Origin of the sequence: Paenibacillus lactis (assembly GCF_017873605.1) — a bacterium.
In the GTDB taxonomy this organism is placed as follows: domain Bacteria; phylum Bacillota; class Bacilli; order Paenibacillales; family Paenibacillaceae; genus Paenibacillus_AQ; species Paenibacillus_AQ lactis.
This window is the reverse complement of sequence record NZ_JAGGKI010000010.1, coordinates 162,742-186,137: the sequence shown is the minus strand read 5'-3', so window position 1 is coordinate 186,137 and position 23,396 is coordinate 162,742. Positions and strand designations below refer to the sequence as shown.

General features: G+C 54.6%; 22 protein-coding genes. 17 read left to right on the top strand and 5 right to left on the bottom strand.

Annotated elements, in window-relative coordinates; genetic code table 11:
- Positions 1-6 precede the first annotated feature (6 nt).
- The 10 genes from J2Z18_RS19055 to ald all read left to right on the top strand — a co-directional run bounded on the left by J2Z18_RS19055 (position 7) and on the right by ald (position 11,946).
- Positions 7-1,017, top strand: coding sequence for an ABC transporter ATP-binding protein (locus J2Z18_RS19055; protein ID WP_007130873.1), 1,011 nt, complete (start codon positions 7-9; stop codon positions 1,015-1,017).
- Entirely contained in the window at positions 1,004-1,804 is an 801-nt protein-coding gene (locus tag J2Z18_RS19050; protein WP_007130872.1) for an ABC transporter ATP-binding protein, read from the top strand. Before J2Z18_RS19055 ends, J2Z18_RS19050 begins: the two co-directional genes overlap by 14 nt.
- Before the next feature lie 306 nt (positions 1,805-2,110).
- Positions 2,111-4,555, top strand: coding sequence for a sensor histidine kinase (locus J2Z18_RS19045; protein ID WP_245256071.1), 2,445 nt, complete (start codon positions 2,111-2,113; stop codon positions 4,553-4,555).
- Between the two features lie 43 nt (positions 4,556-4,598).
- Complete coding sequence (locus J2Z18_RS19040; protein WP_007130870.1) at positions 4,599-5,261, top strand: response regulator transcription factor; 663 nt, start codon at positions 4,599-4,601, stop codon at positions 5,259-5,261.
- Positions 5,262-5,499: 238 nt separating this feature from the next.
- Entirely contained in the window at positions 5,500-5,625 is a 126-nt protein-coding gene (locus J2Z18_RS30810; RefSeq protein WP_276825062.1) for a hypothetical protein, read from the top strand.
- Entirely contained in the window at positions 5,625-7,622 is a 1,998-nt protein-coding gene (locus J2Z18_RS19035) for a methyl-accepting chemotaxis protein (protein ID WP_210095177.1), read from the top strand. Before J2Z18_RS30810 ends, J2Z18_RS19035 begins: the two co-directional genes overlap by 1 nt.
- 80 nt (positions 7,623-7,702) lie before the next feature.
- Positions 7,703-8,614 carry an AraC family transcriptional regulator gene (locus tag J2Z18_RS19030; RefSeq protein WP_007130868.1) on the top strand — a complete coding sequence of 304 codons (912 nt, stop codon included), beginning with the start codon at positions 7,703-7,705 and terminating at the stop codon, positions 8,612-8,614.
- 118 nt (positions 8,615-8,732) lie between these two features.
- A complete protein-coding gene (locus J2Z18_RS19025; RefSeq protein ID WP_007130867.1) occupies positions 8,733-10,247 on the top strand; it encodes an alpha-glucosidase/alpha-galactosidase in 1,515 nt (504 codons plus the stop codon).
- Between the two features lie 80 nt (positions 10,248-10,327).
- Positions 10,328-10,555, top strand: coding sequence for a hypothetical protein (locus tag J2Z18_RS19020; RefSeq protein WP_040738904.1), 228 nt, complete (start codon positions 10,328-10,330; stop codon positions 10,553-10,555).
- Positions 10,556-10,827: 272 nt separating this feature from the next.
- Positions 10,828-11,946 (top strand): alanine dehydrogenase, encoded by a 1,119-nt coding sequence (ald, locus tag J2Z18_RS19015; protein ID WP_007130866.1) that lies wholly within the window; start codon positions 10,828-10,830, stop codon positions 11,944-11,946.
- Between the two features lie 102 nt (positions 11,947-12,048).
- On the opposite strand, the gene J2Z18_RS19010 is transcribed toward ald, so the two are convergent.
- Complete coding sequence (locus J2Z18_RS19010; protein WP_007130865.1) at positions 12,049-12,606, bottom strand: SLOG family protein; 558 nt, start codon at positions 12,604-12,606, stop codon at positions 12,049-12,051.
- A 125-nt stretch (positions 12,607-12,731) separates the two neighbouring features.
- Here J2Z18_RS19010 and J2Z18_RS19005 point away from each other — a divergent pair, with 125 nt between their 5' ends.
- On the top strand, positions 12,732-13,613 hold the full coding sequence (locus tag J2Z18_RS19005; RefSeq protein ID WP_007130864.1) for a DUF6612 family protein: 882 nt from the start codon (positions 12,732-12,734) through the stop codon (positions 13,611-13,613).
- Between the two features lie 131 nt (positions 13,614-13,744).
- On the opposite strand, the gene J2Z18_RS19000 is transcribed toward J2Z18_RS19005, so the two are convergent.
- Both J2Z18_RS19000 and J2Z18_RS18995 read right to left on the bottom strand, forming a co-directional pair.
- Positions 13,745-14,788, bottom strand: coding sequence for a DUF4871 domain-containing protein (locus tag J2Z18_RS19000; RefSeq protein ID WP_007130863.1), 1,044 nt, complete (start codon positions 14,786-14,788; stop codon positions 13,745-13,747).
- The gene (locus J2Z18_RS18995) at positions 14,788-15,303 is read right to left on the bottom strand and encodes an RNA polymerase sigma factor (RefSeq protein ID WP_040738902.1); all 516 of its coding nucleotides are present in this window, start codon (positions 15,301-15,303) and stop codon (positions 14,788-14,790) included. The genes J2Z18_RS19000 and J2Z18_RS18995 overlap by 1 nt, the downstream gene beginning before the upstream one ends.
- A gap of 155 nt (positions 15,304-15,458) precedes the next feature.
- Here J2Z18_RS18995 and J2Z18_RS18990 point away from each other — a divergent pair, with 155 nt between their 5' ends.
- Positions 15,459-15,962: a hypothetical protein gene (locus J2Z18_RS18990; RefSeq protein ID WP_007130861.1), complete on the top strand. Its 504-nt coding sequence runs from the start codon at positions 15,459-15,461 to the stop codon at positions 15,960-15,962.
- Positions 15,963-15,995: 33 nt separating this feature from the next.
- On the top strand, positions 15,996-16,514 hold the full coding sequence (locus tag J2Z18_RS18985; protein ID WP_007130860.1) for a mismatch-specific DNA-glycosylase: 519 nt from the start codon (positions 15,996-15,998) through the stop codon (positions 16,512-16,514).
- A 135-nt stretch (positions 16,515-16,649) separates the two neighbouring features.
- On the opposite strand, the gene J2Z18_RS18980 is transcribed toward J2Z18_RS18985, so the two are convergent.
- Together J2Z18_RS18980 and J2Z18_RS18975 are read right to left on the bottom strand one after the other, a co-directional pair.
- A complete protein-coding gene (locus tag J2Z18_RS18980; protein WP_210095176.1) occupies positions 16,650-17,501 on the bottom strand; it encodes a 1,4-dihydroxy-6-naphtoate synthase in 852 nt (283 codons plus the stop codon).
- Positions 17,498-18,205, bottom strand: a complete 708-nt coding sequence (locus J2Z18_RS18975) for a futalosine hydrolase (RefSeq protein ID WP_210095175.1) — start codon at positions 18,203-18,205, stop codon at positions 17,498-17,500. Before J2Z18_RS18975 ends, J2Z18_RS18980 begins: the two co-directional genes overlap by 4 nt.
- A 182-nt stretch (positions 18,206-18,387) precedes the next feature.
- On the opposite strand from J2Z18_RS18975, the gene J2Z18_RS18970 reads away from it, so the two are divergent.
- The 4 genes from J2Z18_RS18970 to J2Z18_RS18955 all read left to right on the top strand — a co-directional run bounded on the left by J2Z18_RS18970 (position 18,388) and on the right by J2Z18_RS18955 (position 23,376).
- Positions 18,388-19,008, top strand: a complete 621-nt coding sequence (locus J2Z18_RS18970; protein WP_007130857.1) for a TetR/AcrR family transcriptional regulator — start codon at positions 18,388-18,390, stop codon at positions 19,006-19,008.
- Positions 19,009-19,203: 195 nt separating this feature from the next.
- Positions 19,204-20,211 carry a substrate-binding domain-containing protein gene (locus tag J2Z18_RS18965; protein ID WP_007130856.1) on the top strand — a complete coding sequence of 336 codons (1,008 nt, stop codon included), beginning with the start codon at positions 19,204-19,206 and terminating at the stop codon, positions 20,209-20,211.
- Positions 20,201-22,144 (top strand): cache domain-containing sensor histidine kinase, encoded by a 1,944-nt coding sequence (locus J2Z18_RS18960; RefSeq protein WP_210095174.1) that lies wholly within the window; start codon positions 20,201-20,203, stop codon positions 22,142-22,144. Before J2Z18_RS18965 ends, J2Z18_RS18960 begins: the two co-directional genes overlap by 11 nt.
- Positions 22,141-23,376, top strand: coding sequence for a response regulator transcription factor (locus J2Z18_RS18955; protein ID WP_007130854.1), 1,236 nt, complete (start codon positions 22,141-22,143; stop codon positions 23,374-23,376). Before J2Z18_RS18960 ends, J2Z18_RS18955 begins: the two co-directional genes overlap by 4 nt.
- Positions 23,377-23,396 lie beyond the last annotated feature (20 nt).

Below are 23,396 nucleotides of genomic sequence, written 5' to 3'. Positions count from 1 at the left end.
GATGACGTGAGTACGCATATTCTGGAAGTCAACGAATTGAAGACGTATTACCGGACCCGGCTCAAGGAGCATGTCTATGCGGTGGATGGCGTCACGTTCGCGCTGGAGGAGGGAAAGACGCTCGGCATCGCCGGCGAATCGGGCTGCGGCAAATCGACGCTGGCCTTAAGCCTGATGGGATTTTACTTTCCCCCGCTTCATTTCGGAGGCGGCTCCATTATCGTCGGCGGAAGGGATATCATGAAGCTCGGGAAGGAGCAGCTGCGCTCCCAAGTGTCGGGCAGGGAGATCTCCTACATTCCGCAGGCGGCAATGAATGCGTTGAATCCGACGCTGCGGATCATTCGTTTCATCGAGGACATCATGAAGGAGCATCGGCCCGAGCTGACCAAGAAGCAGGTATGGGATATGGCCGCCGAGCGGTTCGAGACGCTGAACCTGTCGCCGAGGGTGCTGAATGCGTATCCGAATGAGCTGTCGGGCGGCATGAAGCAGCGGACCGTCATTGCGATCTCCACCATTTTGAACCCGAAAGTGCTGATCGCGGACGAACCGACCTCCGCCCTGGACGTTACGTCGCAAAAGGCGGTGATCAAGCTGCTGAAGAGCTTGCTGGACAAAGGCTTTATCCGGTCGCTCGTCTTCATAACGCACGAGCTGCCGCTCTTGTACCATGTCACGGATGACATTATGGTCATGTACGCGGGCGAGATCGTGGAGCGGGGAACCGCCGAGCAGATGATCTTTGATCCGATCCATCCATATACGAAGAAGCTGATGGGCTCCATCATCGTGCCGGAGGAAGGCATGAAGGGCCATAAGCTGGCGGCCATTCCGGGAACGCCGCCGAACCTGAAGAACGTCCCGGAGGGCTGCCGGTTCGCGGATCGCTGCAAGTATGCCCAGGAAGCGTGCCGCCAGGGAAAGATTGCGAACAAAACCTTGGGGGACCGGACGTACCGATGCATCGTCGAGCCTGAAACGCTTAGGGAGTGGTATGCGAATGAAGGGGAATAACGTGCTGATCGAAGGAAAGAATCTGACGAAGGTATTCGGCTTCGGCGGCAACAAGACGACCGCGGTTGACAATGTCAGCTTCGCTTTTCATGAAGGCGAGATTATATCGATCGTCGGAGAGAGCGGAAGCGGCAAGACGACGCTGGCCAAACTGATTATGGGATTGCTGAAGGAAAGCGCCGGAACGATCGAATATATGGGCAAGCCGAGGCGACTGAAGCGGCATTCGGACCGGAGAAAATATTGGAAGCATATTCAGGCGATCTTTCAGGACCCGTTCTCTTCCTTCAATCAGTTCTATAGAGTCGAGAAGCTTCTCCTCGATTGCATCAAGCTGCAGGGGGAGAAGCTGACGAAGGAGGAGCAGCTGCGCCGCATGAAGGAGGCCTGCTCCTTCGTCAATCTGAAATACGAGGAGCTGCACAATAAGTACCCGTTCGAGCTGTCCGGCGGACAGATGCAGCGGCTTATGATCGCGAGAATTTTTATCCTCCATCCGAAGCTGCTTATCGCCGATGAACCGACCTCCATGGTCGACGCCTGCTCCAGATCGACCATCCTGGATATGCTCCTTAAGCTGCGGGAGGAGAACAATATGACGATTATTTTCATTACCCATGACGTCGGCCTGGCCTATTATGTGAGCGATACGCTTTACATCATGGAGCAGGGGAAAGTGGTTGAGAAGGGGCCGGCCGAGGAAGTCATCCTGAATCCGAAGCACCCGTATACCCGCCAGCTGATTTCCGATGTTCCGAAAATCCATTCGGAGTGGGATCTCGCCTGATTGCTTATCACGCCGGCTGTTGCATGTCAGCACAGAGCTGCCCGTAAACGGAAACGAACCGTTTACGGGCATTTGTTTTTTCGGAGGTGAGAAGCAGCAGGCGGTCAAGGACGTCCCGCTTATTCTATTGGGGCAGATGCAATACTGCAGTCTGTGTGCAAAGATTTTTTTCGTTCGATATTCGCATTTGTGCAAAATTTGCCGATATATCATTTGGCTGCCCTTCGATTCATTCCATGGAGGTAGTGAGACTGGATCGGGCATGGCATCGACAGAATGGATGACGAAGAAGGGATGAACCGCTTATTGAGACACGAAAACTTCTGGACGGCGTTTGCTATCCTCGCCATATACGCGTTGATGATCGGGATGATCATGGTGAGGAGACATAAGCAACGAAATTCGATAAAAGACGACAAAAAAAGACTCGCGGAGGCGGAAAGCAGATTTCGAATGCTGGACGATCTGCTGCATACGCTCGATGTCGGCATCTGGTCTTATGACTGCGGAGCGGGGCGGATTGTTAACGCCTCCCTGGCCTTTCATGAAATGAGCGGCTATTTGGCGGAGCATTTCGAGAACGGCATCTCATGGAGAGCCCTGATTCACCCGGAGGATCTGCCATTGCTTGAATCATGCGTTCTACAGCTGCGGCAGGGAGAAGCTGTCCATACGCAATATCGGATCGTCCATGCCGCGGGCGATGTGCGCTGGGTCCAGGTGAAGATGATCCCGACCATGGATCAGCTGAAGCGGATGGTCCGGGTGGATGGCATCGCGATCGACGTTACTTCCCGCTATAAGATGGAAGAGGCGCTTCATGACATTACGGAGGGCAAAAAGATGGAGCAGGCGCTAAAAGAAAGCATGGAGCGATACCGCAGGCTCGTCGAATCTTCGCCGGTGGCCATTGCCGTATGCAGGCAGCACAAGCTGGTCTATGTCAATCCCGCCGGACTGCGGATTGTGGGTGCCGGCGGCCCGGAGGATTTCCTCGGGACCGATCCTTGGGACTGGCTGTACGAGCCCTGGGAACAGAGCAAGCAGGGCAGGGTCATCGAGCGCATTCGCAAGGGGAATGTCGTCCCTGAAGAGCTGTCGATCCGGAGAATGGACGGGGCCAAGGTGGACGTTATCGTTACGGCATTGCCCGACGACGAAACGGATGCGGTCCGAATTTTCTTCGAGGATGTGACGGCCCGCAAAGCGGCCGAGCGGGCCCTGATCGACAGCGAACGGATCAACCGCCATATTTTGGATATCGCTCCGGTCGCGATGGTGCTTCATTCGAATTTTGAATGTATTTATATGAATCCGGCAGGCATGCGCCTGCTTGGCGTCTCGGATCTCGCTCAGCTTGAAGGGAGGGGGTATGAGCAATTCGTTCCCCCTGATCAGATTGACCTGGTTCGAAGGGAGGTCAAGGGAGTCTATGAGCAAGGGGCCACTGCAACGCTGGTGGAGAGCCAGATTATCCAAATCGACGGCACGGTCATCGATATCGAGGTCGTTACCGCCCCAATCCCTTATATCGGGGACAATACAGCACTGACGATTATCCGGGATATTACGGAGGAGAAGAGGGCGGAGCGGGAGCGGAATGCGGCGGAGAAGCTGATAAGGGAGAGCGAGGAGCGATATTTCCAGCTGCAGATGAGCCTTGACCGGTTCTCCTCGGACCTGTTCGGGATGGTGAAGATCAGTGAACTGAATACAAGGATCGTCGAGGAAATCCAAAAAGTGCTTAAAACCGAGAAGGTCAGCCTCGTCACCTTGAACTGCGGCAGCTCAGAGTTCTGCGTCTCAGGAGGTGCCGGGGAATTCTCCAAAGACGCTCTGTATGCGATTTGCGATCGCCATCCCGAGCAGCTTCCGCTCTGCAAGCTGCACGAGACGTCAGGCGGATATTTCGTGAAGATCGGCGAGATCAACGGGGATCACAGCATGATTTACATCAGCGAGAAAGTGGCGTTGCTTCAGTACGAAGCGATAAAAATATGGCTGGAGACGATCTCGCGTTATGTGAGCGTGCTGTATGATAATTTCCGCGTGATCGAGGATTTGACCGCAGAGCTGGAGAAGCTGGGGTCCTCCCGGCAGCCCGTATGGCTGCTGCGCCTTATGCTTCACCTCTCGGAGAACGAGCGGAAGCGCCTCTCCCAGGATCTCCATGATGCGGCTCTTCAAGAGCAGATTATATGGTACAGAAAGCTGAACCAGATCGTCACGGATACGGAGCTGCCTCCAAAGCTTCGGGGTCAGCTTGAGGAGATTGAGCAGGGACTGCTCGACGTCATCTATCAAATCCGGATTACGTGCAATGAGCTCCGGCCGCCGCTTCTGAAGGAAGAGGGACTTGAACGGTCGCTGGAGGCGCTGTTTGAATTCACGCAGCTGCGTACCAATTATTCCATTTCGTTCGATTGCTCGGCATTCGAAGATGATCTCAGCGACGACAGACTTATCGGACTTTACCGGATCGTGCAGGAGCTTCTTGCAAACGCGACCAAGCATTCCAATGCAACGGAGGTAAAGCTGGGCTTGTCCACCCGATCAGGCCAGGTCATTCTGAATTACGAGGACAACGGCATCGGCATGGAGCTGGAAGATCTGGAGAAGCAGAGGGATCAATTCAGCAGCATGGGCATACACGGGATGAAGGAGCGCGTGCGCTGCATGAACGGGACCATCGCGTTCGCTTCAGCCGCAGGCGGCGGACTGGCTGTATATATTTCGGTAACGGCAAGATAAGCCTGGACCTGGGATGCAGGCTGTAGATCGAGGGGGTTAAGGGATGATTGAAATTTTATTGGTGGACGACCATCCCTCCGTAATGGAGGGAACGAAGATGCTGCTTGAACAGGAGGAGGATATGAGAGTCATGCTTGCATACACGCCGGAGCAGGCGCTCCAGCTCGTTACATCGCGGCATTTCGATGTGATGCTGATCGATATGCATATGCCGGGCATGAACGGCATTGATTTGGCGAAGAAGATTCTTGGGCTGATGCCGGATGCGATCATGCTTATCTATACCGGCTTTGAAGTGAGCTATCACTTCAATCTGATCATGGATGCCGGGTTGTCAGGCTTTGTACTGAAGACGGCGGGAAAGGAGCAGCTTGTCACGGCAGTCCGGTGCGCCCTTCGGGGGGAGGTCGTTCTTCCGCTCGGGCTGGTGAAGCAGCTTCGCCGGACAACGGGTACCATGCTGGAACGCGCCCCGGGCAACCAAGCCCAGTCGATCACGAACAAGGAATACGACATTCTAAAGGAAATAGCGCGGGGGAAGAGCAATAAAGAAATTGCGGGAACGATCATGATGAGCCAGCGTTCGCTTGAGTACTGTCTAACGAGCCTGTTCCAGAAGCTGAGTGTCAAATCCCGAATCGAGGCTGCCATCAAGGCGAAACAGCTCGGAATCCTGTCCGATACCGATTTTGTGCAAATGCAATAATAATGGTGGAGAAGAATCGCATGGCTTCATTCTAATCGCTCTTCGTTTCTCCCTGACTGGGCTCTACAGGCTCATACCAAGGCAAGTTACGATAAAGCAGCAGCATTGTGGTTAGGTACCCCGCAAAAAAAATGCGTGATCACGCAATAAAATTTCGGTTACGAACCGTAAGCGAGTGTATATGCTTAAGTTACTAGATGAATATAGTCTTAACGTAGGAAGGGTGGGAGCTTGTGGTATGACAAAAGACCTAGAATTTACTGCGGACGATCTCTTGTCGCCCGAGGAGATTGATGTCATCCTAGCTCAGCTAGAAGAGGAAATCATGAAGGCTGCAACCAGAAGAGGCGGGGGGAACGATTGATGGGATTACGGGAGAGGTTGAAATCATTATTTGCAATGAAGCTTCGGACGCGAATGATGTGGGTCATTCTAGGGTCAATTACGATTTTGCTGGGAGGAATGATTACATATATCAGCTTTACGACGAAAGACGAAGCGCTGGATTCCGCCAGAACACTGGCATTTACGCACAGCGAGAAGATCGGCGCCCTTGTTCAGCGGGAGCTTGACGATGTGATGAACAGCGCAAGAACCTTGTCCGCCAGCTTTATCGGTATGAAACAGACCGGCGCGGCTAATCGTGAGGTGGTAAGCGAAATGCTGCGGATGAATTTGGAGGGCAATCCGTCCTGGGAAGGAATCTGGACCATTTGGGAGCCGAATGCCTTCGACAGCCGGGATGCGGAATTCCGGAACAAGCTGGGGAGCGATGCTTCCGGACGGATGATCTCTTATTGGGCCAGAACGAAATCCGGTCTAGAGCACACGCCGATTACGGATGATTATACTGCGGAAGGTGAAGGAGACTTTTACCTGCTTGCGAAGAACAGCGGCAAAGAGGTTATTATGGATCCTTACCTCTTCAAAGTCGGCGGTGAAGAGATGATGATGACGTCGCTTGTCGTGCCGATTATCGAGAACGGAAAGACGATCGGGGTCGTTGGCGTGGATGTTTCGCTGGAGGCGCTGCAAACGGTGATGGAGCAATTCAAATTGTTCGAAACCGGGTATGCCCATATCTACTCCAATACCGGGGTGATCGTGACCTCTCCGGAGGATGGAAGGATGGGACAGCGGCTTGAAGATGCCTATCCGGGCGAGACGGCCGGCGATATTTTGAGTGCCATTGCAAAGGGCGAGGTATATTCCGAACAGGATGATGAGCTGTTCAAGCTCTACACCCCGGTCCGGACAGGGCATACGGAGACGCCGTGGTCAGTCGCAATCATTGTTCCGACCGATGAGATTACGGCCCAATCGGACAGGCTGCTGCAGTTGATTATCATCGCTGGCGTTGTGACGCTGCTTGAAATGGCGATTGTCGTTACGCTTCTGACCCGATCCATCGTGAAGCCGCTTGGTCAAGCGGTTGCGATCGGCGAATCCATGTCGCGCGGAGACTTTACGCAAGAAATCCCGGAAGCCTATTTGGCCAAGGCCGATGAGATCGGAACGCTGTCCCGGGTATTTAAGCAGCTGGGCGAGAGCATGCGGACGATGATCGGGCGCGTGAACAGCAATGCCCTCTCGGTTGCGGAGGCTTCCCAGCAGCTATCGGCAGGGGCGGAGGAGCTGGCGGTCGGCAGCAGCACGCAAGCCGAGTCCGTACAGACGATGAGCGAGCTGTTCCAGGAATGGTCGACGGCCATTACATCGGTGGCAAGCAGCGCTTCGTCGGCATCCGAGCTCGTCAATCAGACAGCCGAGGTGGCGTCCGAAGGCGGAGCGGTGGTCCACCAATCGGTTGAAGGGATGAATCGCGTTCGCGAGCATATGGCGAGATTGGAGCAGGATTCGCAGCGGATCGGTGAGATTACGCTGGTGATCGATGACATTGCGAGACAGACGAATCTGCTTGCGCTGAACGCGGCGATTGAAGCCGCACGTGCCGGAGATCACGGCAGAGGCTTCGCGGTCGTGGCTCATGAAGTGCGCCAGCTGGCCGTCCGAAGCGGAGAAGCGACGAAGCAGATCGCCGACATTATAAAGGGCATGCAGCAAAATACAACCGACAGCGCGGAGGCGGTGCACGAAGGAGTCAGGTCCACCGAGCAGGCCGGTGAAGCCTTTGAGCGCATCGTCAGCATGGTGAACGAGTCTGCCGCGAAGGTGATGGATATCGCTGCCGCGAGTGAGGAGCAGGCGGCTCAGGCCGTATCCGTGGGGTCCGCGATTGAGAACATCTCGTCCTCAACGCAGGAAACCGCTGCGACGAGCGAAGAGACTGCGGCTACCGCGCAATCTCTCGCCGAGCTGGCCGATGAGCTGAACCATACCGTTTCGGCGTTTAAAATCTGATGGCAAGTCCTTGAAAATGGTGATAAGCTTGGCCCTAAGGCCAGGCTTTTTTGCTTTGGAAGAGATTGGAGGACAGCGGCATGTTTGGCAGCCTGTTTCAGCGGCAGTTGTTGAGCGGCAATTTTATTCCCCGGTTTTATGCGTATTACTATAAGCAGTGGACGGATTATACGATGCCGTTTCATCACCATGATTCAACGGAAATTATGTACATGATTTCAGGGACCTGCCGCATCGAAGTGAAGGACGGAAATGAGGAGAAGGGGATCAAGCTGAGAAAAGGGGAGTTCATTATTTTGGATGCCAAGGTTCCCCACCGGCTGATCGTAGACAAGGCGGCTTCATGCCGCATGCTTAACGTGGAATTCGGTTTTGCGGAACGTGAGAGCAGTTCACCCTCCTTGCGCCATATCGCAGATGAGGAAGCGGCGGTGTACTCCTTGATCGGACAGACCTCTCCTTTTGTGGTGTTAGCTGATCGGGAAGAGGTATATCCGGTGCTGAAGAGCCTGGTGCTGGAGCTTGACCAGCGGGGAACGGAAGGAACGCTCATGACGCATCTGATGTTTATCCAGCTGCTTGTGTGTGTTGCCCGGCTGTATAAGGAGCGTGAGAGCAGCGACGTTCCTTCCAGCGAATTCTATATCAAACGGTGCGTTGATTTTCTGCATCATAATTATGACCGGAACATCCAGGTGAAGGATGTTGCGGCTGAAGTCAATCTGCACCCGGGGTACCTTCACCGCGTGTTCAAGAAGGGGACCGGGAGAACAATCACGGATTATTTGACGATGATCCGCATGGAAAAAGCCAAGCTGCTGCTGGAACAGACCGATATCCCCATCCATGAAATTTCCGATTACGTCGGCGTTTCCAGCAGGCAGTATTTCCACCTGCTGTTTAAGAAATATACGGGGAGCACGCCGGTGGAATACCGGCATTCGAAGGACCGGAATTCCTGGAAACAGGACGAGATCAGCAATCACTCCTAGAGCAGGTTAGAATATTTGACTCGGATGAAAGCAAAGAAGTCATGATATTGATAACGCTTACCGCGGGTTCGTTGCTACAATAGCTTCAACCGATATTGAAGCTGGGAGTGAAGAACGAATGTCGTTTAAGGTAACGTTTATCGGAGCTGGAAGCATAGGGTTTACCCGCGGACTGCTGCGGGATCTCTTGATTGTACCGGAATTCCGGAATATTCAGATTGCCTTCACGGATATCAGCGAGCGCAATCTCTCGATGGTCACCGAACTCTGCCAGAGGGACATCAACGAGAACGGATTGCCGATCACCATCCAATCGACGACGGACCGTCGAGAAGCGCTGGCGGGTGCCAAGTACGTATTTTGCACGATTCGCGTTGGAGGGCTTGAAGCTTTTCAGACGGATGTGGATATACCGCTTAAATATGGCATTGATCAGTGCGTAGGCGATACGCTATGCGCGGGCGGCATTATGTACGGTCAGCGCGGAATCCCCGAAATGCTTCGCATATGCAAGGATATTCGGGAGGTTTGCCTGCCGGATGTGCTGCTTCTCAACTATTCCAACCCGATGGCGATGCTGACATGGGCTTGCAATAAGTACGGCGGCGTTCGCACGATCGGCTTGTGTCACGGGGTTCAACACGGCCATCATCAGATTGCCGAGGTCTACGGGCTGGACAAGAAGGACGTGGACATTGTCTGCGCGGGCATCAATCATCAGACTTGGTATATAAAAGCATCGCATCAGGGAAGGGATTTGACCGAGGGGCTGCTGGAGGCGTTCGAGCGCCATCCGGAATACAGCCGTACCGAGAAGGTCCGGATCGATATGCTTCGGCGCTTCGGCTATTACAGCACGGAGTCCAACGGCCATTTGAGCGAATACGTGCCGTGGTACCGCAAGCGTCCGGAGGAGATCCCGGATTGGATCGACCTGGGCAGCTGGATCAACGGAGAAACCGGCGGCTATCTTCGTGTCTGCACGGAGGGAAGGAATTGGTTCGAGACGGATTTCCCGAACTGGATGAAGGATCCGGCTGTCAGCTACACCCAAGAGAACCGTGGGGAAGAGCACGGCTCCTATATCATTGAAGGCTTGGAGACCGGGCGGGTCTATCGAGGGCATTTCAACGTCGTCAACCAGGGAGTTATCTCTAATCTGCCGGACGATGCCGTCATCGAAGCGCCGGGATATGTCGACCGGAACGGGATCTCCATGCCGCTCGTAGGAGAGCTGCCGCTTGGTCCCGCAGCCGTATGCAATGCGAGCATTTCGGTACAGCGGTTAGCGGTGGAAGCGGCCGTACATGGCGACGATCAGCTGCTTCGGCAAGCATTCATGATGGATCCGCTCGTCGGGGCGGTGTGCAATCCGAAGGAAATCTGGCAGCTGGTTGACGAGATGCTTGTAGCCGGGGAAGCTTGGCTGCCCCAATACAAGGACGCCATAGCCGAAGCGAAGCAGCGGCTGGCCGCTGGCAGCCTTCTTCCGACCCGAAGCTATGAAGGCGCCGCCCGGCTGAAGGTGAAGACGATCGAGGAGATGCGTCAGGACCGGGATCAGGCTAATCGGAATGCGGGTGAATCCGACAAGGGGAAAGACCGCGAGAAAATATCGCCCGGTCTGGAGTGAATGGAAGAAAATGGAGTCCATGAGTTAATGGAGTTAATAGAGTTAACGGAGTTAATGGAATCGTTGGAAGCAATGAGTCAATGGAAGCGATCGATGTAATGAAAGCCATAAAAGTCGATGAATCATTGAATCTAAGCAGCATTAATCATGAATCATGGATCAAGGGTGCTCGAGATCGCCGCAATGGTAGACCTCCGGCCGTTTTATGCGGCCGGAGGTCTTTTTTGGCCGCACTTGCCCAAGCAAAAGCGCGTATCTTGCGAAAAGTTGTACTAAAGGGGAGCAAAGGCCCCATTTCACAAATTTGACGAATATTTCAAAAAATGAGACTGCTAAATCCATGCCCTCAGAAATTTTGTACAAAAAGTCGTGCAAAAGCCATTGCGAAAGCGTCAACCCTCATGCATTTATACGAAAAATCATACAAACGCGAACACGTAGCGTCCCGTTGCAAACATCTTCTCTTTCAAAATTATGAATGGATAAACTTGACTTTAAAACAGGTAAGCGTGCACAATGGAAATGGTTTACAATGCATGCAAGTGGAGAGTCAAGTTTTAATGAAGAAGGAGGCCATAGGATGATCATTGGGGTTCCTAAGGAAATTAAAAATAATGAGCATCGTGTCGGCATGACGCCGGGCACTGTCGTCAGCTATACAAAGGCCGGGCACGAAGTGCTGGTGCAATCCGGTGCCGGTCTCGGCGTCGGCTTCACCGACGAGGATTACATCGCGGCAGGGGCGAAAGTGGTAGGAACTGCCGCAGATGCATGGAAGGCCGAAATGGTCGTCAAAGTAAAGGAACCCCTGCAGGAGGAATACGATTACTTCCAAGAAGATATGATTCTCTACACCTACCTGCATTTGGCTCCCGAGCCGGAGCTGACAAAAGCATTGGTAGACCGCAAGGTATGCGCGGTGGCATATGAGACGATTCAGCTTCCGGATGGCAGTTTGCCGCTCTTGACGCCGATGAGCGAAGTGGCCGGCAGAATGTCCATTCAGATCGGCGCCCATTTCCTGGAGAAGGCGCACGGCGGCAAAGGAGTGCTGCTCAGCGGCGTTCCCGGCGTAGCTCCGGGCAAGGTGGCTGTCATCGGAGGAGGCATCGTCGGTACGAATGCCGCCAGGGTTGCCCTCGGTCTTGGCGCGGATGTCAGCATTCTGGATATCAATCCGGTCCGACTTCGTCAGCTGGACGATTTATTCCAGGGGAGAGTTAAAACCATTATGTCGGACCCGTATCATATTGCGGAAACGGTGAAAACGGCAGACCTCGTCGTTGGAGCCGTCCTTATCCCGGGTGCCCGAGCCCCTCGGCTCGTTACCGAGGAGATGGTCAAGGAGATGAGCCCCGGATCCGTCATCGTGGATGTGGCGATTGACCAAGGCGGCTCTATCGAGACGATTGACCGGATTACCACCCACGATCATCCGACCTACGAGAAGCACGGCGTCATCCATTACGCCGTTGCTAACATGCCGGGTGCCGTAGCGCGCACCTCGACGCTGGCATTGACAAACGTTACGGCTCCGTATGGACTGAAGATCGCGAATAAAGGCATACGATCCGCCGCCCGGCAGGATCAGGCGCTGGCCAAGGGCATTAACGTGATCGGCGGCAAAGTAACGTATGAAGCGGTCGCAGCTGCACACGGATATGCTTATACCAGCATAGACGATTACTTGCTGTCTTAAGGCTGCAGCAGATGTGTTTTACATATAAAAAAAAGCTCTTTTTCGAAATTACGAAAAAAAGAGCTCTTTTATAACGGTCATCGCCTTGGCACAAGCGGCGAATCAGAAGTCCCGGTTCATGCTCTCTTCATCGGCAACCGATTGTATTTCTTCCGATCCGATGCTGAGGACCTGGTATCCGTCCTTCGCTTGCTTGTTTAATGCGCGTTCCTTTATGAATTTCGGGCTCGCTTCGCCTGCGTCTTCATCATAAACGAGGAGGATGCCGTCGGTTTTGCGAAGAAGGAGATCATCCCTGGCCGTGAATTGCCATGGGCCACGATAGGGCTCCTTGCTGACAGCGGCATAAAAGTCGACCCCCTTCATGAGCTGCTGGAAATAGGACTTCTTGTCATCGTTCCACTGCTCCTCAGGATTCAAGTAGGCGGTAAGAATGGAGCACCTCAGCTGGGGATACGTTGTCTTCAGCTCGATGGCGGCCTCGATCGCCCATAAGTCGACTCCGTATTGTCCGGGGGTGATGACCCATTGCAATCCTTCCTCAAGCAGCGGAATGAGCCGGTTCGCTATCGCTTTGCGGATATAGGGGATGCCTTGATGCTTGTTGCTATAGATACCGAGCTCATGGGCCCGATATCCGGTGACCAGAATGTTTTCCATCTGCGTACACTCCTTGATGGGATGTAGGATCAGTGTATAGTTTTCAGAAACATCTAGCAACATCGTTTCACAAAGTTTCGGTTTGGGTAAGTAAGCGAGAATACATATTTTAGGAGGACATTCTTTTGAAGAAATGGACAGCGGTACTACTTGGAACAATTTTGGTTATGGGATTGGCTGCATGCGGCAATGACAAAGAGGCTAAAGAAGAGCCGGTAACCCCGGCTGCCGGACAGGAAGCGACGACGCCGGAAACGCCGCCGGCTGAGGACGCTAAAGAGGAGCCGAAGGAGGAAGCTGCACCGACGGCTGACGAGCTTCTGGAAAAATCGGTGGAAGCTTCCCAAAGCATGAAGAGCTTTGCCATGCAAGCCGATATTAAACAAAATATCGTTGTGGAAGGCACGGAGAATGCCGAGCAGAACATCGACATGGTGCTGGATTCGGAAGTAACGCTTGAGCCGATGGAAATGATGCAGAACATGACGATGGAATCGCCGGAAGGCAAAGTCGAGATGAAGCAATATATTACAGAGGAAGGCATCTATATGTTGATGGATGGACAATGGATGAAAATTCCTCAAGAATCGGAGCAGGAAATCCGCAGCAGCTTGGATATGGCCGCAGCCGGCCCTAAGCAGCAGATCGAGCAGTTCAAGTCGATCGCCAAGGATATGAAGGTAGCCGATGAAGGTGACAAGTACGTCTTGACGGCGGAGGTTTCCGGCGATAATTTGAAAGAGCTCGCAACGTCCATGATGAATCAGGCAGGCGGTGACCCGCAAACGGCTGCAATGATGGAGCAGATGGACATCAAGAGCATCAACATCGTGTACGGCATACAGAAGGATACCTACTTGCCGACCGCGACCGATCTGGACATGGTGATGGAAATGGAAGCCGAAGGTCAGAAAGTGACGCTCGACATGAAGATGAAGAGCACGTATTCCAAGCATAATGAGGTAAGCAAGATCGAAGTACCGAAGGAAGCGTTGAGTGCGGAATAATCGGATATTATATATTAATTAAGGAAACAGCTGTCCCGCCGGATGAGGGACAGCTGTTTTTTTAGATGTGTGTGCTCGTCGGGCCGTTTATCAGCGGGCATTGTCGACATCATGGATCAGCTCGGGCAGGCCTATCGAACCTCTACAACCACGCTGCCAAACAGCTGTCCGTCAATCGAAGCCATAATCCGCCATAATCCCGGTGAAGGCAGCATCATCATAGACGGGAGCATCGCATCTGCGCCGTACATCGGGGAGGGACGGATTTCCGTTTGAAATACATCGATCAGCTCATTGGAATGCTGTTTAACGGCGGTAAACGTCAAGTCGCCGGTCAGCTCCTCGTCCTTTCCCCAGAAATGCCACATATACTTATTGGGTTTGCCTGCGGCAAAATCCATGCCGAGGAAAGCAAGCCGACCCTCCACGCCCGTTACGCTTCTCGGAGGGGCGCCCCTGGACGGAGCGATCTTCGCTTCTTCTTCTGAACGATCGGTAACGAAGGAGGGGCTCGGCTCCCAGCTTCCGTCAGGCACATCGAAGACGATATCGCCGTATTTTTTTCCGTCGATCAGCAGATCGAACTTCCATAGCCCTGCGAGCGGCAGTCCAAAGCGGGAAACAATACGCGTCGCGTCCTTGAATGACGAGTCCGGCCCGCCTAAATATGCCATGTCCGCCGTAATTTCCGTCTCGGCCAGCTCCTCCAGGATCGTGCCGGAATCCCGATGAACGGCCGTAATGCGGGCATGCTTGCCCTCAAGCTCCTCGATCGGCGACATAAGGAACCATGCCGCTCCCGCAGGAGCGCCAGCAGCGTAGTCTCCACCGGCAAACACTTGAAGCTTTGGCTCCCCGTTCTCCGTATACAGCGTATGCGGTGTCCATTCGGAGGCCGAGCCGGGGCCCTTAAGAGGCACAAGCTGTCGAAGGGCGGGAAACGCTTGCCATCCCCATACTGCGGTTAGCAGAAGGAGCGCACATATTCCGGCAGTCAGGACAGGGACGCGGCGCCTCCAAGAAGACGCCAAGCCTTGCGAATGCTGCAAGTCGGCGGATTTCCGGCGATTCAGAATATCGGCCTTCATCTCCTCCGTGAACATTGGCTCCCGGAACGGGGAAGCTGCAAGCTCCCGGGCCCATTCCGGCCGATCCGGCTTCGATTCCTTATTCATTAGGCATCCTCTCCTCTCAGCAAATTTTCCATTCTTACGCGGGCGCGGTGGAGCCTGGATTTGATCGTCCCCTCCGAGATGCCTAGCAGCTCGGCCATTTCCTTGCGGGTCATCTGAAAATGAAATTCCAGCAGGAGCACCTCCCGGTATGCCTGGGGCAGCTGCATGACATGCTTCCAGATCTGCGATACCGCTTCCGTATCCAAAAACTCCATTTCGGCGGAAGGGCCGGCCTGTCTGGTTGTGAGCCATCCCACAAGCGAGACTTTGGATATGAAGGAGGATTTGAGATAATTCAGGGACAGATTGCGGGTGATGGTCAGAAGCCAGGTCTTGACGGAGCTGCGGCCTTGGAAATCCTTCAAATGCTGGAAGGCTCTTAGGAAGACGTCCTGGCTGATATCATCGGCAGCATCGCGGCGCTTCGTAAGGAAATAGGCATAATTCCATACATCCTGGCCAAAAGACTCCATAAGCTCTTTCAGGACTGAGCCGGCATCGTCTGCGGCTACCATCGTCTTTAGGTACTCCAATATTCGTCACCTCATGAATTAGACAAATGAAGACATCATCGGTTCCCGGCTTGTTGTCATTTATGCGAAACGAAATCAGGCGGTTAAACGTTATATAATTATCGGCATCCGAACAAGGCGCGAGGGGAGGAAAGGGTATGGATCTGTATTTTAAGGATAACTTTTTTAGCGCGGGCTGGACAGATATTATGAATGTGAATGGGGAAAGCATCGGCACACTGGATTTGAAAAGCGCCTTCAGCTCTTCACTGGATGTATACGATGCCTCAAGGACCAAGGTATGCAGCGGCTCCTTCCGTTTCTTCTCGAACAAATGGAATGTCGTTGACGCGGAGGACAGGGAGCTTGGCGTGCTGCGTATGCGAATGAGCTTTGTAACCAAGAAATTCGAATATGATGCGGGAGATCGGGGCATTTATGAAATTGTATCTCCGGCTTTTTCCAATGAATATGAGATAAGCGATGGCAGGGGAAGCTTTGTCCCACGGTTTTCGAGGATCAGCGGATGGCTGCAGCCAGGCGCTTACCGGCTGCACAACAGCAGCGGGGTTCTCGGCGATTATGAACTGATTGCCGTCGTGATGGGAATCCATGAAATCCGCAAGCGCAATAACAGTGCGGCGGCAAGCGCATCCCATTAACGCCGTCTTACGGGCAGGAGGGAATAGGGCAGCATGAATACAGTCAGCGATCATTTGGATTATGGCTTGACGATTATTTTTATCGGATTTAATCCGAGCTTGCGATCCGGGGAGGTTGGGCATCATTATGCGAATCCTCGCAACAATTTTTGGAGGATCTTGCATCAATCGGGCTTGACGCCCCGGCTTTATGACGCTTCCGAGGACGGGGAGCTGCTTAAATTGGGCTACGGCTTCACCAATATCGTGGCAAGGCCGACCAGGGGGGCGGAGGATATTACGCGCGAGGAATACCGGGCAGGACGGGAGACGCTTAGGGAAAAGCTGCAGAAATACAGACCTCAAGTCGCCTGCTATGTCGGCAAAGGCGTATACACCGAATTCAGCGGCAGGACGAAGGCGCAATGGGGCTTGCAGTCCGATTCCGTTGTTGACGGGGTCCGCGATTTTGTGGCTCCCTCTTCCAGCGGACTGGTCCGCATGCCCATGGGGGAGATTGTGTCAATATACCGGGAGCTGTACGAGCTGGTTTCCGAAAGCCCGGAGATGTAAGCCAGCTTTACGCTTTACATGTCCTTCAAATGAGTGATAGATTTCCCTAAAAAAGAGGAACGCCTCATAAGACACCGATATCCGGTTCTTGAGCGTTCCTCTTGTTGTGCTGCAATTTTTATGGGCTGTGCCGGCTTACAGCCGCAGCAGCGAAGGGTCGATCCGCGGGACAAGCCCTTCGTCAGCCGCGCGATCCAGCAGGGACGTAATAGCATTGTAACCGTCCGAACCAAGATCGGCCGTGAACGGGTTGACGTACAGGTTAATGTGAGCCTCCGCTACCTTCGGATCCATCTCCTGCGCATGCTCCAGTACATAGGATCGGGATTCCTCCGGATGCTTCCACGCATATTCGACCGAGGCGCGGGTCCATTCGGCAATGCGGCCAAGGTCAAGCGAACGGCGGGCAACGATGGCGCCGAGCGGGATCGGCAGGCCCGTATCCTCTTCCCACCAGCTTCCGAGATCCGTCATTAGCTTGAGGCCGTAGGAAGGATAGGTGAACCGCGCTTCATGAATGACAAGACCGGCGTCGATTTCGCCGTCCCGTACGGCAGGCATGATCCGGTCAAACGGCATGACGACAATTTCGCCAAGCCCGCCGGGTACATGCTTTGCGGCCCATAAACGGAACAGCAGGTAGGCTGTGGACCGATCGCTCGGAACAGCCACGCGGCGACCTGACAGAGATGCAGGGCTGGCCGGGGTTTGGCCGTCCGTGAGCTTGTCCGCCGTCAGCACGAGCGGGCCGCAGCCGCGGCCAAGTGCGCCGCCGCACGGAAGCAGGGCATACTCATCGAGTACCCACGGCAAGGCTGCATAAGATATTTTCAGAATGTCATGTGTCCGGTCCTCCGCAGCCCAGCGGTTCGTAATATCGATATCGGCATAGGATACATCAAGCTCTGGGGCACCCGGTATCCGTCCGTGCACCCAGGCGTGGAATACAAAGGTATCGTTCGGACAAGGGGAAAACGCAATTTTCATGACAGCACCTCCGGAAGTAGTGAACTGGCGGTCTCAAGCTGGCGCAGCGCTTCGGGAATCCGCCATGCGCTGCGATCCCTCGGACCGACCTTATTGGATATTGCGCGGATTTCCATGACCGGTACGCAGGCCATAGCGGCAGCCGTCGCCACGCCGAAGCCCTCCATTCCTTCAGCGGCAGCGCCGGGCACCTGCCCGGCTAACCCTGCCGCGCGTTCTGCACTGCCCGTTGTCGTGGAGACGGTCAGGATCGGACCAAGACTTACGGGCAAGCCGGCGCGCTTCAGCGCTTCGACAAGCCGAATGGATGCGTTAGTCTCGGCTTCAATCCGGTCGGTTCCGAAACCGAGCTCCCGAACGCTGGCAAAGCCGTCCGCCGTTTCCGATCCCAAATCCGCGGCGACGATCGAATCGGCGATAACAACGCCGCCCACTTCCGCTCTTCCGTCGAAACCGCCGGCGATGCCGGCGCTGATGACGAGGCGATATGCCGAACGGACCAGACGGGTTGCGGCAGCAGCAGCCGCGGCAGCAGGGCCAACGCCCGCTGCAATGACATCGAAGCCGTCCGCATTCCTTAATCCCCGCATGACGGCATCCCGTTCCGCCTCTACCGCGGTAACGATCAGCACGCGACGGGCGGACGGATCCTGCGTGTTATGATTCCCGGCTCTTGCCGGGTCTGATTGAGAATGATCTTGCATGTTCTGCTCTCCTTCATGGCTGAATTCCAGCGACCTACCCTTTAACGTTATCTCGTTACGGCTCTTGTGTAAAGTCTTAGGGCTTTCGTCTTGCCTCAGTTTTTGTAGCAGGAGCTTCCCTGCATAGAGTATAATGGACAAAAACTACGTACATCGGGATGAGATTCGGAGGTTGGATATCTTTGCGCAAGAAGGGTGCGAACGGACAAGAGAGCAGGGCGAAACTGCTGATGATCGCTGCTAATGAATTCGCGAGATCAGGGTATCATCATACGAAGATCAGCACCATCGTATCCCGGGCAGGGTTAACCCAGCCGTCGTTTTACCTGTATTTTGAGAGTAAAGAAGCGATCTTTCGGGAATTGGTCGGGAATTTCCGGTCCGGGCTGAAGGAGCTGATCGAAGGCAGCAGGCTGGAGGGCGGCATAAGGGAGGATGATGTTCCCGATCGGCTGCTGGCTGTCTTAACAAGCTTATTTGAGTATTTGGGCAAGGATCCTGATTCAACCCAGATCGGATTTTACATAAGCGAGGAATCTGCAGCCATCAAGTCGGAAATGGCCGCAATGATCGCGAATAATTTAAGGGCCGAGCAGCAGGAAGGTTATTTCCGGGCCGAAGCGGATATGGCGGTCATTTCGGAAAGTCTGGTCGGGGTCATCGAAAGGCTGACGCTGCAGGAGCTACTTAACGGCAAGCGGCCTTCCGGGGATTTGGCGCGTCATGTCGTGAATCTCTTCATGCACGGCATCTGCGAACACCCGTATGGCCGAGTGTCAGGCGATAAGTTCCAGGGAGTATGACATCGATAATCTGCATTATGGATACGAATACGACTGCATCCTTCGCTTCATGCGCCGATTGCAGTCTGTTTTTGCTGTCTTTCGCGCTGCAGCATCGTTTGAAATATGGCGGGAAAGTGGAGTATAGTCGTAATACACATGTATGTAACCGATTCCATCAGGAGAGTCAGAGGAGAATGATCGGAGGATCCGCTAATGAAGAAGATGATGCTGGTTTACGGTGCGCTGATTGTCGCATTTCTCCTTTACGTATTCATGTACCGTCTTGAGGACAAGCGGACATCCAGCTGGGAGGAAGGCGGGCTTCACGGCAGCATCGGCGAGAGCTACGTTATGGTCACCTTTCAATCAGGCATGGAATATTGGAAAAATATTTTGAAGGGCTTCGAGGACGGCGGAGACGCGCTTGGCGTTACCGTCGATTACCGCGGCGCTACGCAATATGACGTCAAGGAGCAGATTACCGTCCTGGAGCAGGTTATCGCCAAGCGGCCGGCAGGGATTGCTTTATCGGCCATCGATTCGAAGGCGCTCACGCCAACGATCAATAAAGCCGTTGATGCGGGAATTCCGGTCGTCCTGTTTGATGCGGACGCTCCTGACAGCAAAGCCTACTCCTTCCTGGCGACCAACAATTACAATGCCGGGGCGGCAGCTGCAGATAAGATGGCTGAGCTTCTTGGACGGGAAGGGGAGGTCGGCATCATTACCCAAACCGGCCAGCAGAACCACGATGACCGGACGGCGGGCTTCCGGGAAACGTTAGAGAAAAGCTATCCGGCCATGTCGGTGGTGGAGATTAGGGAAGGCAAAGGAGATATTATCGCCTCCAAGGAAGCTGCCGCCCGCATGATGGAGAAGTTCCCCGAGCTGAAGGGCATCTTTGCGACGGAGGCGAACGGGGGAGCCGGCGCCGCCGATGCCGCCATTGCCGCGGGCAGGGCCGAAGACGTCCGAATTATCGGGTTCGATACGAATAAAGTGACGCTCGACCGGATATCGGACGGAACGATTTCGGCCACGATCGCGCAGGGAACCTGGAATATGGGGTATTGGTCGCTGCAATATTTGTTCCATCTCCATCATGGCCTTACCGTTCCTGCGCCGACGCTCGGCAATGATGTCGCTCCTCTGCCGCCCCGGGTCGATACCGGCATTACGATCGTGACCCAAGAGAATGTGAAGGATTACTATGCGAAGTAACGGATTGGGCGCATGGCGGCAGGGGCTGAAGCGGTGGCTGCATTTTGGGGATCTGCCGCTTCGTTACAAGCTGGTCATTCTGTTTCTGATGATCGGCATTCTCCCCTCGATCGGGCTCGGGGTGCTGGTGAACTGGACGGTTAATCGGATTGTGGATCAGCAGGTGACAAGTCATACCATACAATTGATCGGGAAGGTTAATCAGACGCTCGACAACGAGATGGAGAACCTTCAGAACATCACCTATCTTATCGGCTTCGATCCCCGCACGGAGCGGTTTATGAAAGGACATATCCAGGGGGATATGCCTCCGGCCCAGGCGGGGAACAGCGTACAGGCAAATGCCGGATACGCCTCGGACCGCCGCCTGATGCATCAGGATGATGCGGACAATTACGAGATCCACCAGTATCTTCAAGGCTTTACGACGCTGTATCCGGAGATTGCCGCTATTCTGGTGGTCAATCGTGAAGGGGCCTATATCAGCAACGAAATGTATGCCCGAGGCAGCGGGAAGCTGACGGATGAGGCTTGGTACCGGGAAGCCATTAAGAATGAAGGAATCTTTACCGTGCTCGGGCATCCGTCGGATCGCAATGTGACAACGCACGTGCATTATGCCGATGAGGAGCTGGTTTCGGTTGTCCGTTCCTTTGTCGATCCGGATACCCGAGAGGTCACCGGGGCGGTCCTTATTGATTTGAAGCTTCGGACCGTAGCACGTGCGGCCCGGGATGTGACGCTGGGCAAGAACGGGTACCTGATGGTGACGGAGGCTGGGGGATCCAGCATCTATAAGCCGGACGACTCCCTGCTTCCAAGCATACCGCCGTCTTGGTTTCCGGAGCAGGACAGCGGCACGTTCATACGCGAGGTGAACGGCGAGCGGGTGCAGCTGATTTACGGTACGTCCTCCTTCACCGGATGGCGGACCATCGGCGTGTTCCCAACGAACGAAACGGTTTACGAAGTGAAGGAAATCCGATTCTATTTAATCTGCTTCCTGTTTATGGTCTGCCTCTTCGGCGTTACTGCCTCGTATACATTGTCGCAATCGATATCGCGGCCGATCTGGCAGCTGATGTCGTTCATGCAAAAGGCGGAGTCCGGCGATCTTGCGATCCGCTACTGGGGGAACCGGCAGGATGAGGTCGGCATGCTTGGCCGGAGCTTCAACCGCATGCTGCTTCAGATTCGCAAGCTGATGAAGCTGAGCGAGCTGCGCGAGCGGCAGAAGCGGGAAGCGGAGCTGCGCAGCCTTCAGGCGCATATTAAGCCGCATTTTCTGTACAACACGCTCGATACGATTCATTGGATGGCCCGCAAAAAAGGGGCGGATGAGGTGTCCGAGCTGGTGGAATCCTTGTCGACCCTGTTCAGGATCGGTCTCAGCAAGGGGGATGACATCATTCCGATGCAGGATGAATGGATGCATATCAGCAGCTACTTGCAAATTCAGAAGACCCGGTACCGGGACAGGCTGCAGACGCAGCTGGAGCTTGCGCCCGAGGCCGAAAGGCTGTATGTCCTTAAGCTGCTTCTGCAGCCGATCGTGGAAAATGCGATTTACCACGGCATCAAGGCGCGCCGGGGACCCGGGCGAATATCGATCAGGGCGTATACCGAGAATCATGCCCTGGTTCTGAACGTTCAAGACAATGGCGCGGGCATGCCGCAAGACAGGCTCGAGGAGCTTCGCCGGAAGCTTCGGGACCCGATCTCTGCCATGGATGAGGATGCGGGCGGGACATCTGCGGGTAGCCGCAGCTACGGCATGCTGAATGTTCAAGCCCGGATACAGCTAACGTTCGGCGAGGCTTACGGAATCACCATAGAAAGTACGGAAGGCGAAGGAACTTCGGTGACGATCCGTCACCCGCTGCTCGCTGCGATTCCTCCGCCGCCGGATAACGATAGGGGAGATAGGCTATGAATAAGGCTAACCAGGTGCTTTACCAAGTGCTGATCGCCGATGATGAGCCGATCATCCGCGAGGGGATTCGGGATGCGGTGGATTGGGCTGCGCTCGGCATGGAAGTGGCAGCCGAAGCGGAAGACGGCGAAGAGGCGCTTGAGCTTGCGCTCAGCCGCGTTATCGATATCGCGCTTGTGGATATGAACATGCCGTTCATGGACGGCATCGCGCTGATGAAGAGGCTGAGGGAAGAACGCCCTGATTGCCGTTTCGTGATCATCACGGGCCATGACGAGTTCGCATATGCGCAGGAAGCGATCCGGCTTGGCGTAAAGGATTATATTTTGAAGCCGGTGAATGCGGAGCATCTCGTATCGGTGCTGCGCAGCGTAAGGGAAGAGCTGGATGAGCGCCATATTCAGAGCAACTATTTGAAGAAGGCATCGGAACAGATCGAGAAGAATATCCCGCTCCTTCGCGAGCGCTTCTGCCAAGAATGGATTGACGGACAGCTTGAAGAGTCTGAAGCCGTGGAGCAGCTGGAATTCCTCGGCCTGCCGCCAAAGCTGCCCGTTCAGGCAGGCATCGCGAGATGGCCCGAGCTGACCGTTCCCCAGCCGCTCATGAAGGAGAGCGACCGGCAGCTGTATCTGTTCGCCATCGAGAACATGATCGGCGAGCTGCTGCAGCCGGCTGCCCATGTGCTGTTCCGCGACCGAACGGGCCATATCGGCATGCTGCTGTGGGATGAAATCCCCGCGAAGACGTGTGCGGATGCCGAGCAGGCGGTTCAGAAATACTTGAAGCTTTCGATCCAAATGCATGTCGAGCCGGTACGGGACGACAGTGGAGGAATATCGGCCGCGTACGAAGCCTGCCGGGAGGCGGTGCTCCGTGACGCCCAGCTGTCTCCGCTGGTTCGCCGGGCCAGGCAGCTGATTCAGGAGCAGTATGCCGATCCGGAGCTGACGCTGGAGTCTTTGGCTGCGGCGCTGCAGGTCTCGCCGGTTTACCTCAGCCGTACCCTCAAGAAGGAGCTGGGCACGTCGTTTGTCGTCTTCATCACCCAGACCCGCATCCGGAAGGCGATCCAGCTTCTGAATGGCACCGATCTGTCTATTCTTGAAATCGCGGAGCGGACCGGCTATGACAGCCAGCACTACTTCAGCACAGCATTCAAGAAGGTGATGGGCGTATCGCCGAACGGCTATCGCAAGGGCCTCGCTTTTCAGGAAGAGAAGGGCGGTTGACGTATATTAACAAGCAGTCC

Coding starts and splice junctions, on each gene's coding strand:
- J2Z18_RS19050 (WP_007130872.1), top strand. CDS start 1,004: ATGAAGGGGAATAACGTGCTGATCGAAGGAAAGAATCTGACGAAGGTA.
- J2Z18_RS19040 (WP_007130870.1), top strand. CDS start 4,599: ATGATTGAAATTTTATTGGTGGACGACCATCCCTCCGTAATGGAGGGA.
- J2Z18_RS30810 (WP_276825062.1), top strand. CDS start 5,500: ATGACAAAAGACCTAGAATTTACTGCGGACGATCTCTTGTCGCCCGAG.
- J2Z18_RS19035 (WP_210095177.1), top strand. CDS start 5,625: ATGGGATTACGGGAGAGGTTGAAATCATTATTTGCAATGAAGCTTCGG.
- J2Z18_RS19030 (WP_007130868.1), top strand. CDS start 7,703: ATGTTTGGCAGCCTGTTTCAGCGGCAGTTGTTGAGCGGCAATTTTATT.
- J2Z18_RS19025 (WP_007130867.1), top strand. CDS start 8,733: ATGTCGTTTAAGGTAACGTTTATCGGAGCTGGAAGCATAGGGTTTACC.
- J2Z18_RS19020 (WP_040738904.1), top strand. CDS start 10,328: ATGGAAGCGATCGATGTAATGAAAGCCATAAAAGTCGATGAATCATTG.
- ald (WP_007130866.1), top strand. CDS start 10,828: ATGATCATTGGGGTTCCTAAGGAAATTAAAAATAATGAGCATCGTGTC.
- J2Z18_RS19010 (WP_007130865.1), bottom strand. CDS start 12,606: ATGGAAAACATTCTGGTCACCGGATATCGGGCCCATGAGCTCGGTATC.
- J2Z18_RS19000 (WP_007130863.1), bottom strand. CDS start 14,788: ATGAATAAGGAATCGAAGCCGGATCGGCCGGAATGGGCCCGGGAGCTT.
- J2Z18_RS18995 (WP_040738902.1), bottom strand. CDS start 15,303: ATGGTAGCCGCAGACGATGCCGGCTCAGTCCTGAAAGAGCTTATGGAG.
- J2Z18_RS18990 (WP_007130861.1), top strand. CDS start 15,459: ATGGATCTGTATTTTAAGGATAACTTTTTTAGCGCGGGCTGGACAGAT.
- J2Z18_RS18985 (WP_007130860.1), top strand. CDS start 15,996: ATGAATACAGTCAGCGATCATTTGGATTATGGCTTGACGATTATTTTT.
- J2Z18_RS18980 (WP_210095176.1), bottom strand. CDS start 17,501: ATGAAAATTGCGTTTTCCCCTTGTCCGAACGATACCTTTGTATTCCAC.
- J2Z18_RS18975 (WP_210095175.1), bottom strand. CDS start 18,205: ATGCAAGATCATTCTCAATCAGACCCGGCAAGAGCCGGGAATCATAAC.
- J2Z18_RS18965 (WP_007130856.1), top strand. CDS start 19,204: ATGAAGAAGATGATGCTGGTTTACGGTGCGCTGATTGTCGCATTTCTC.
- J2Z18_RS18960 (WP_210095174.1), top strand. CDS start 20,201: ATGCGAAGTAACGGATTGGGCGCATGGCGGCAGGGGCTGAAGCGGTGG.
- J2Z18_RS18955 (WP_007130854.1), top strand. CDS start 22,141: ATGAATAAGGCTAACCAGGTGCTTTACCAAGTGCTGATCGCCGATGAT.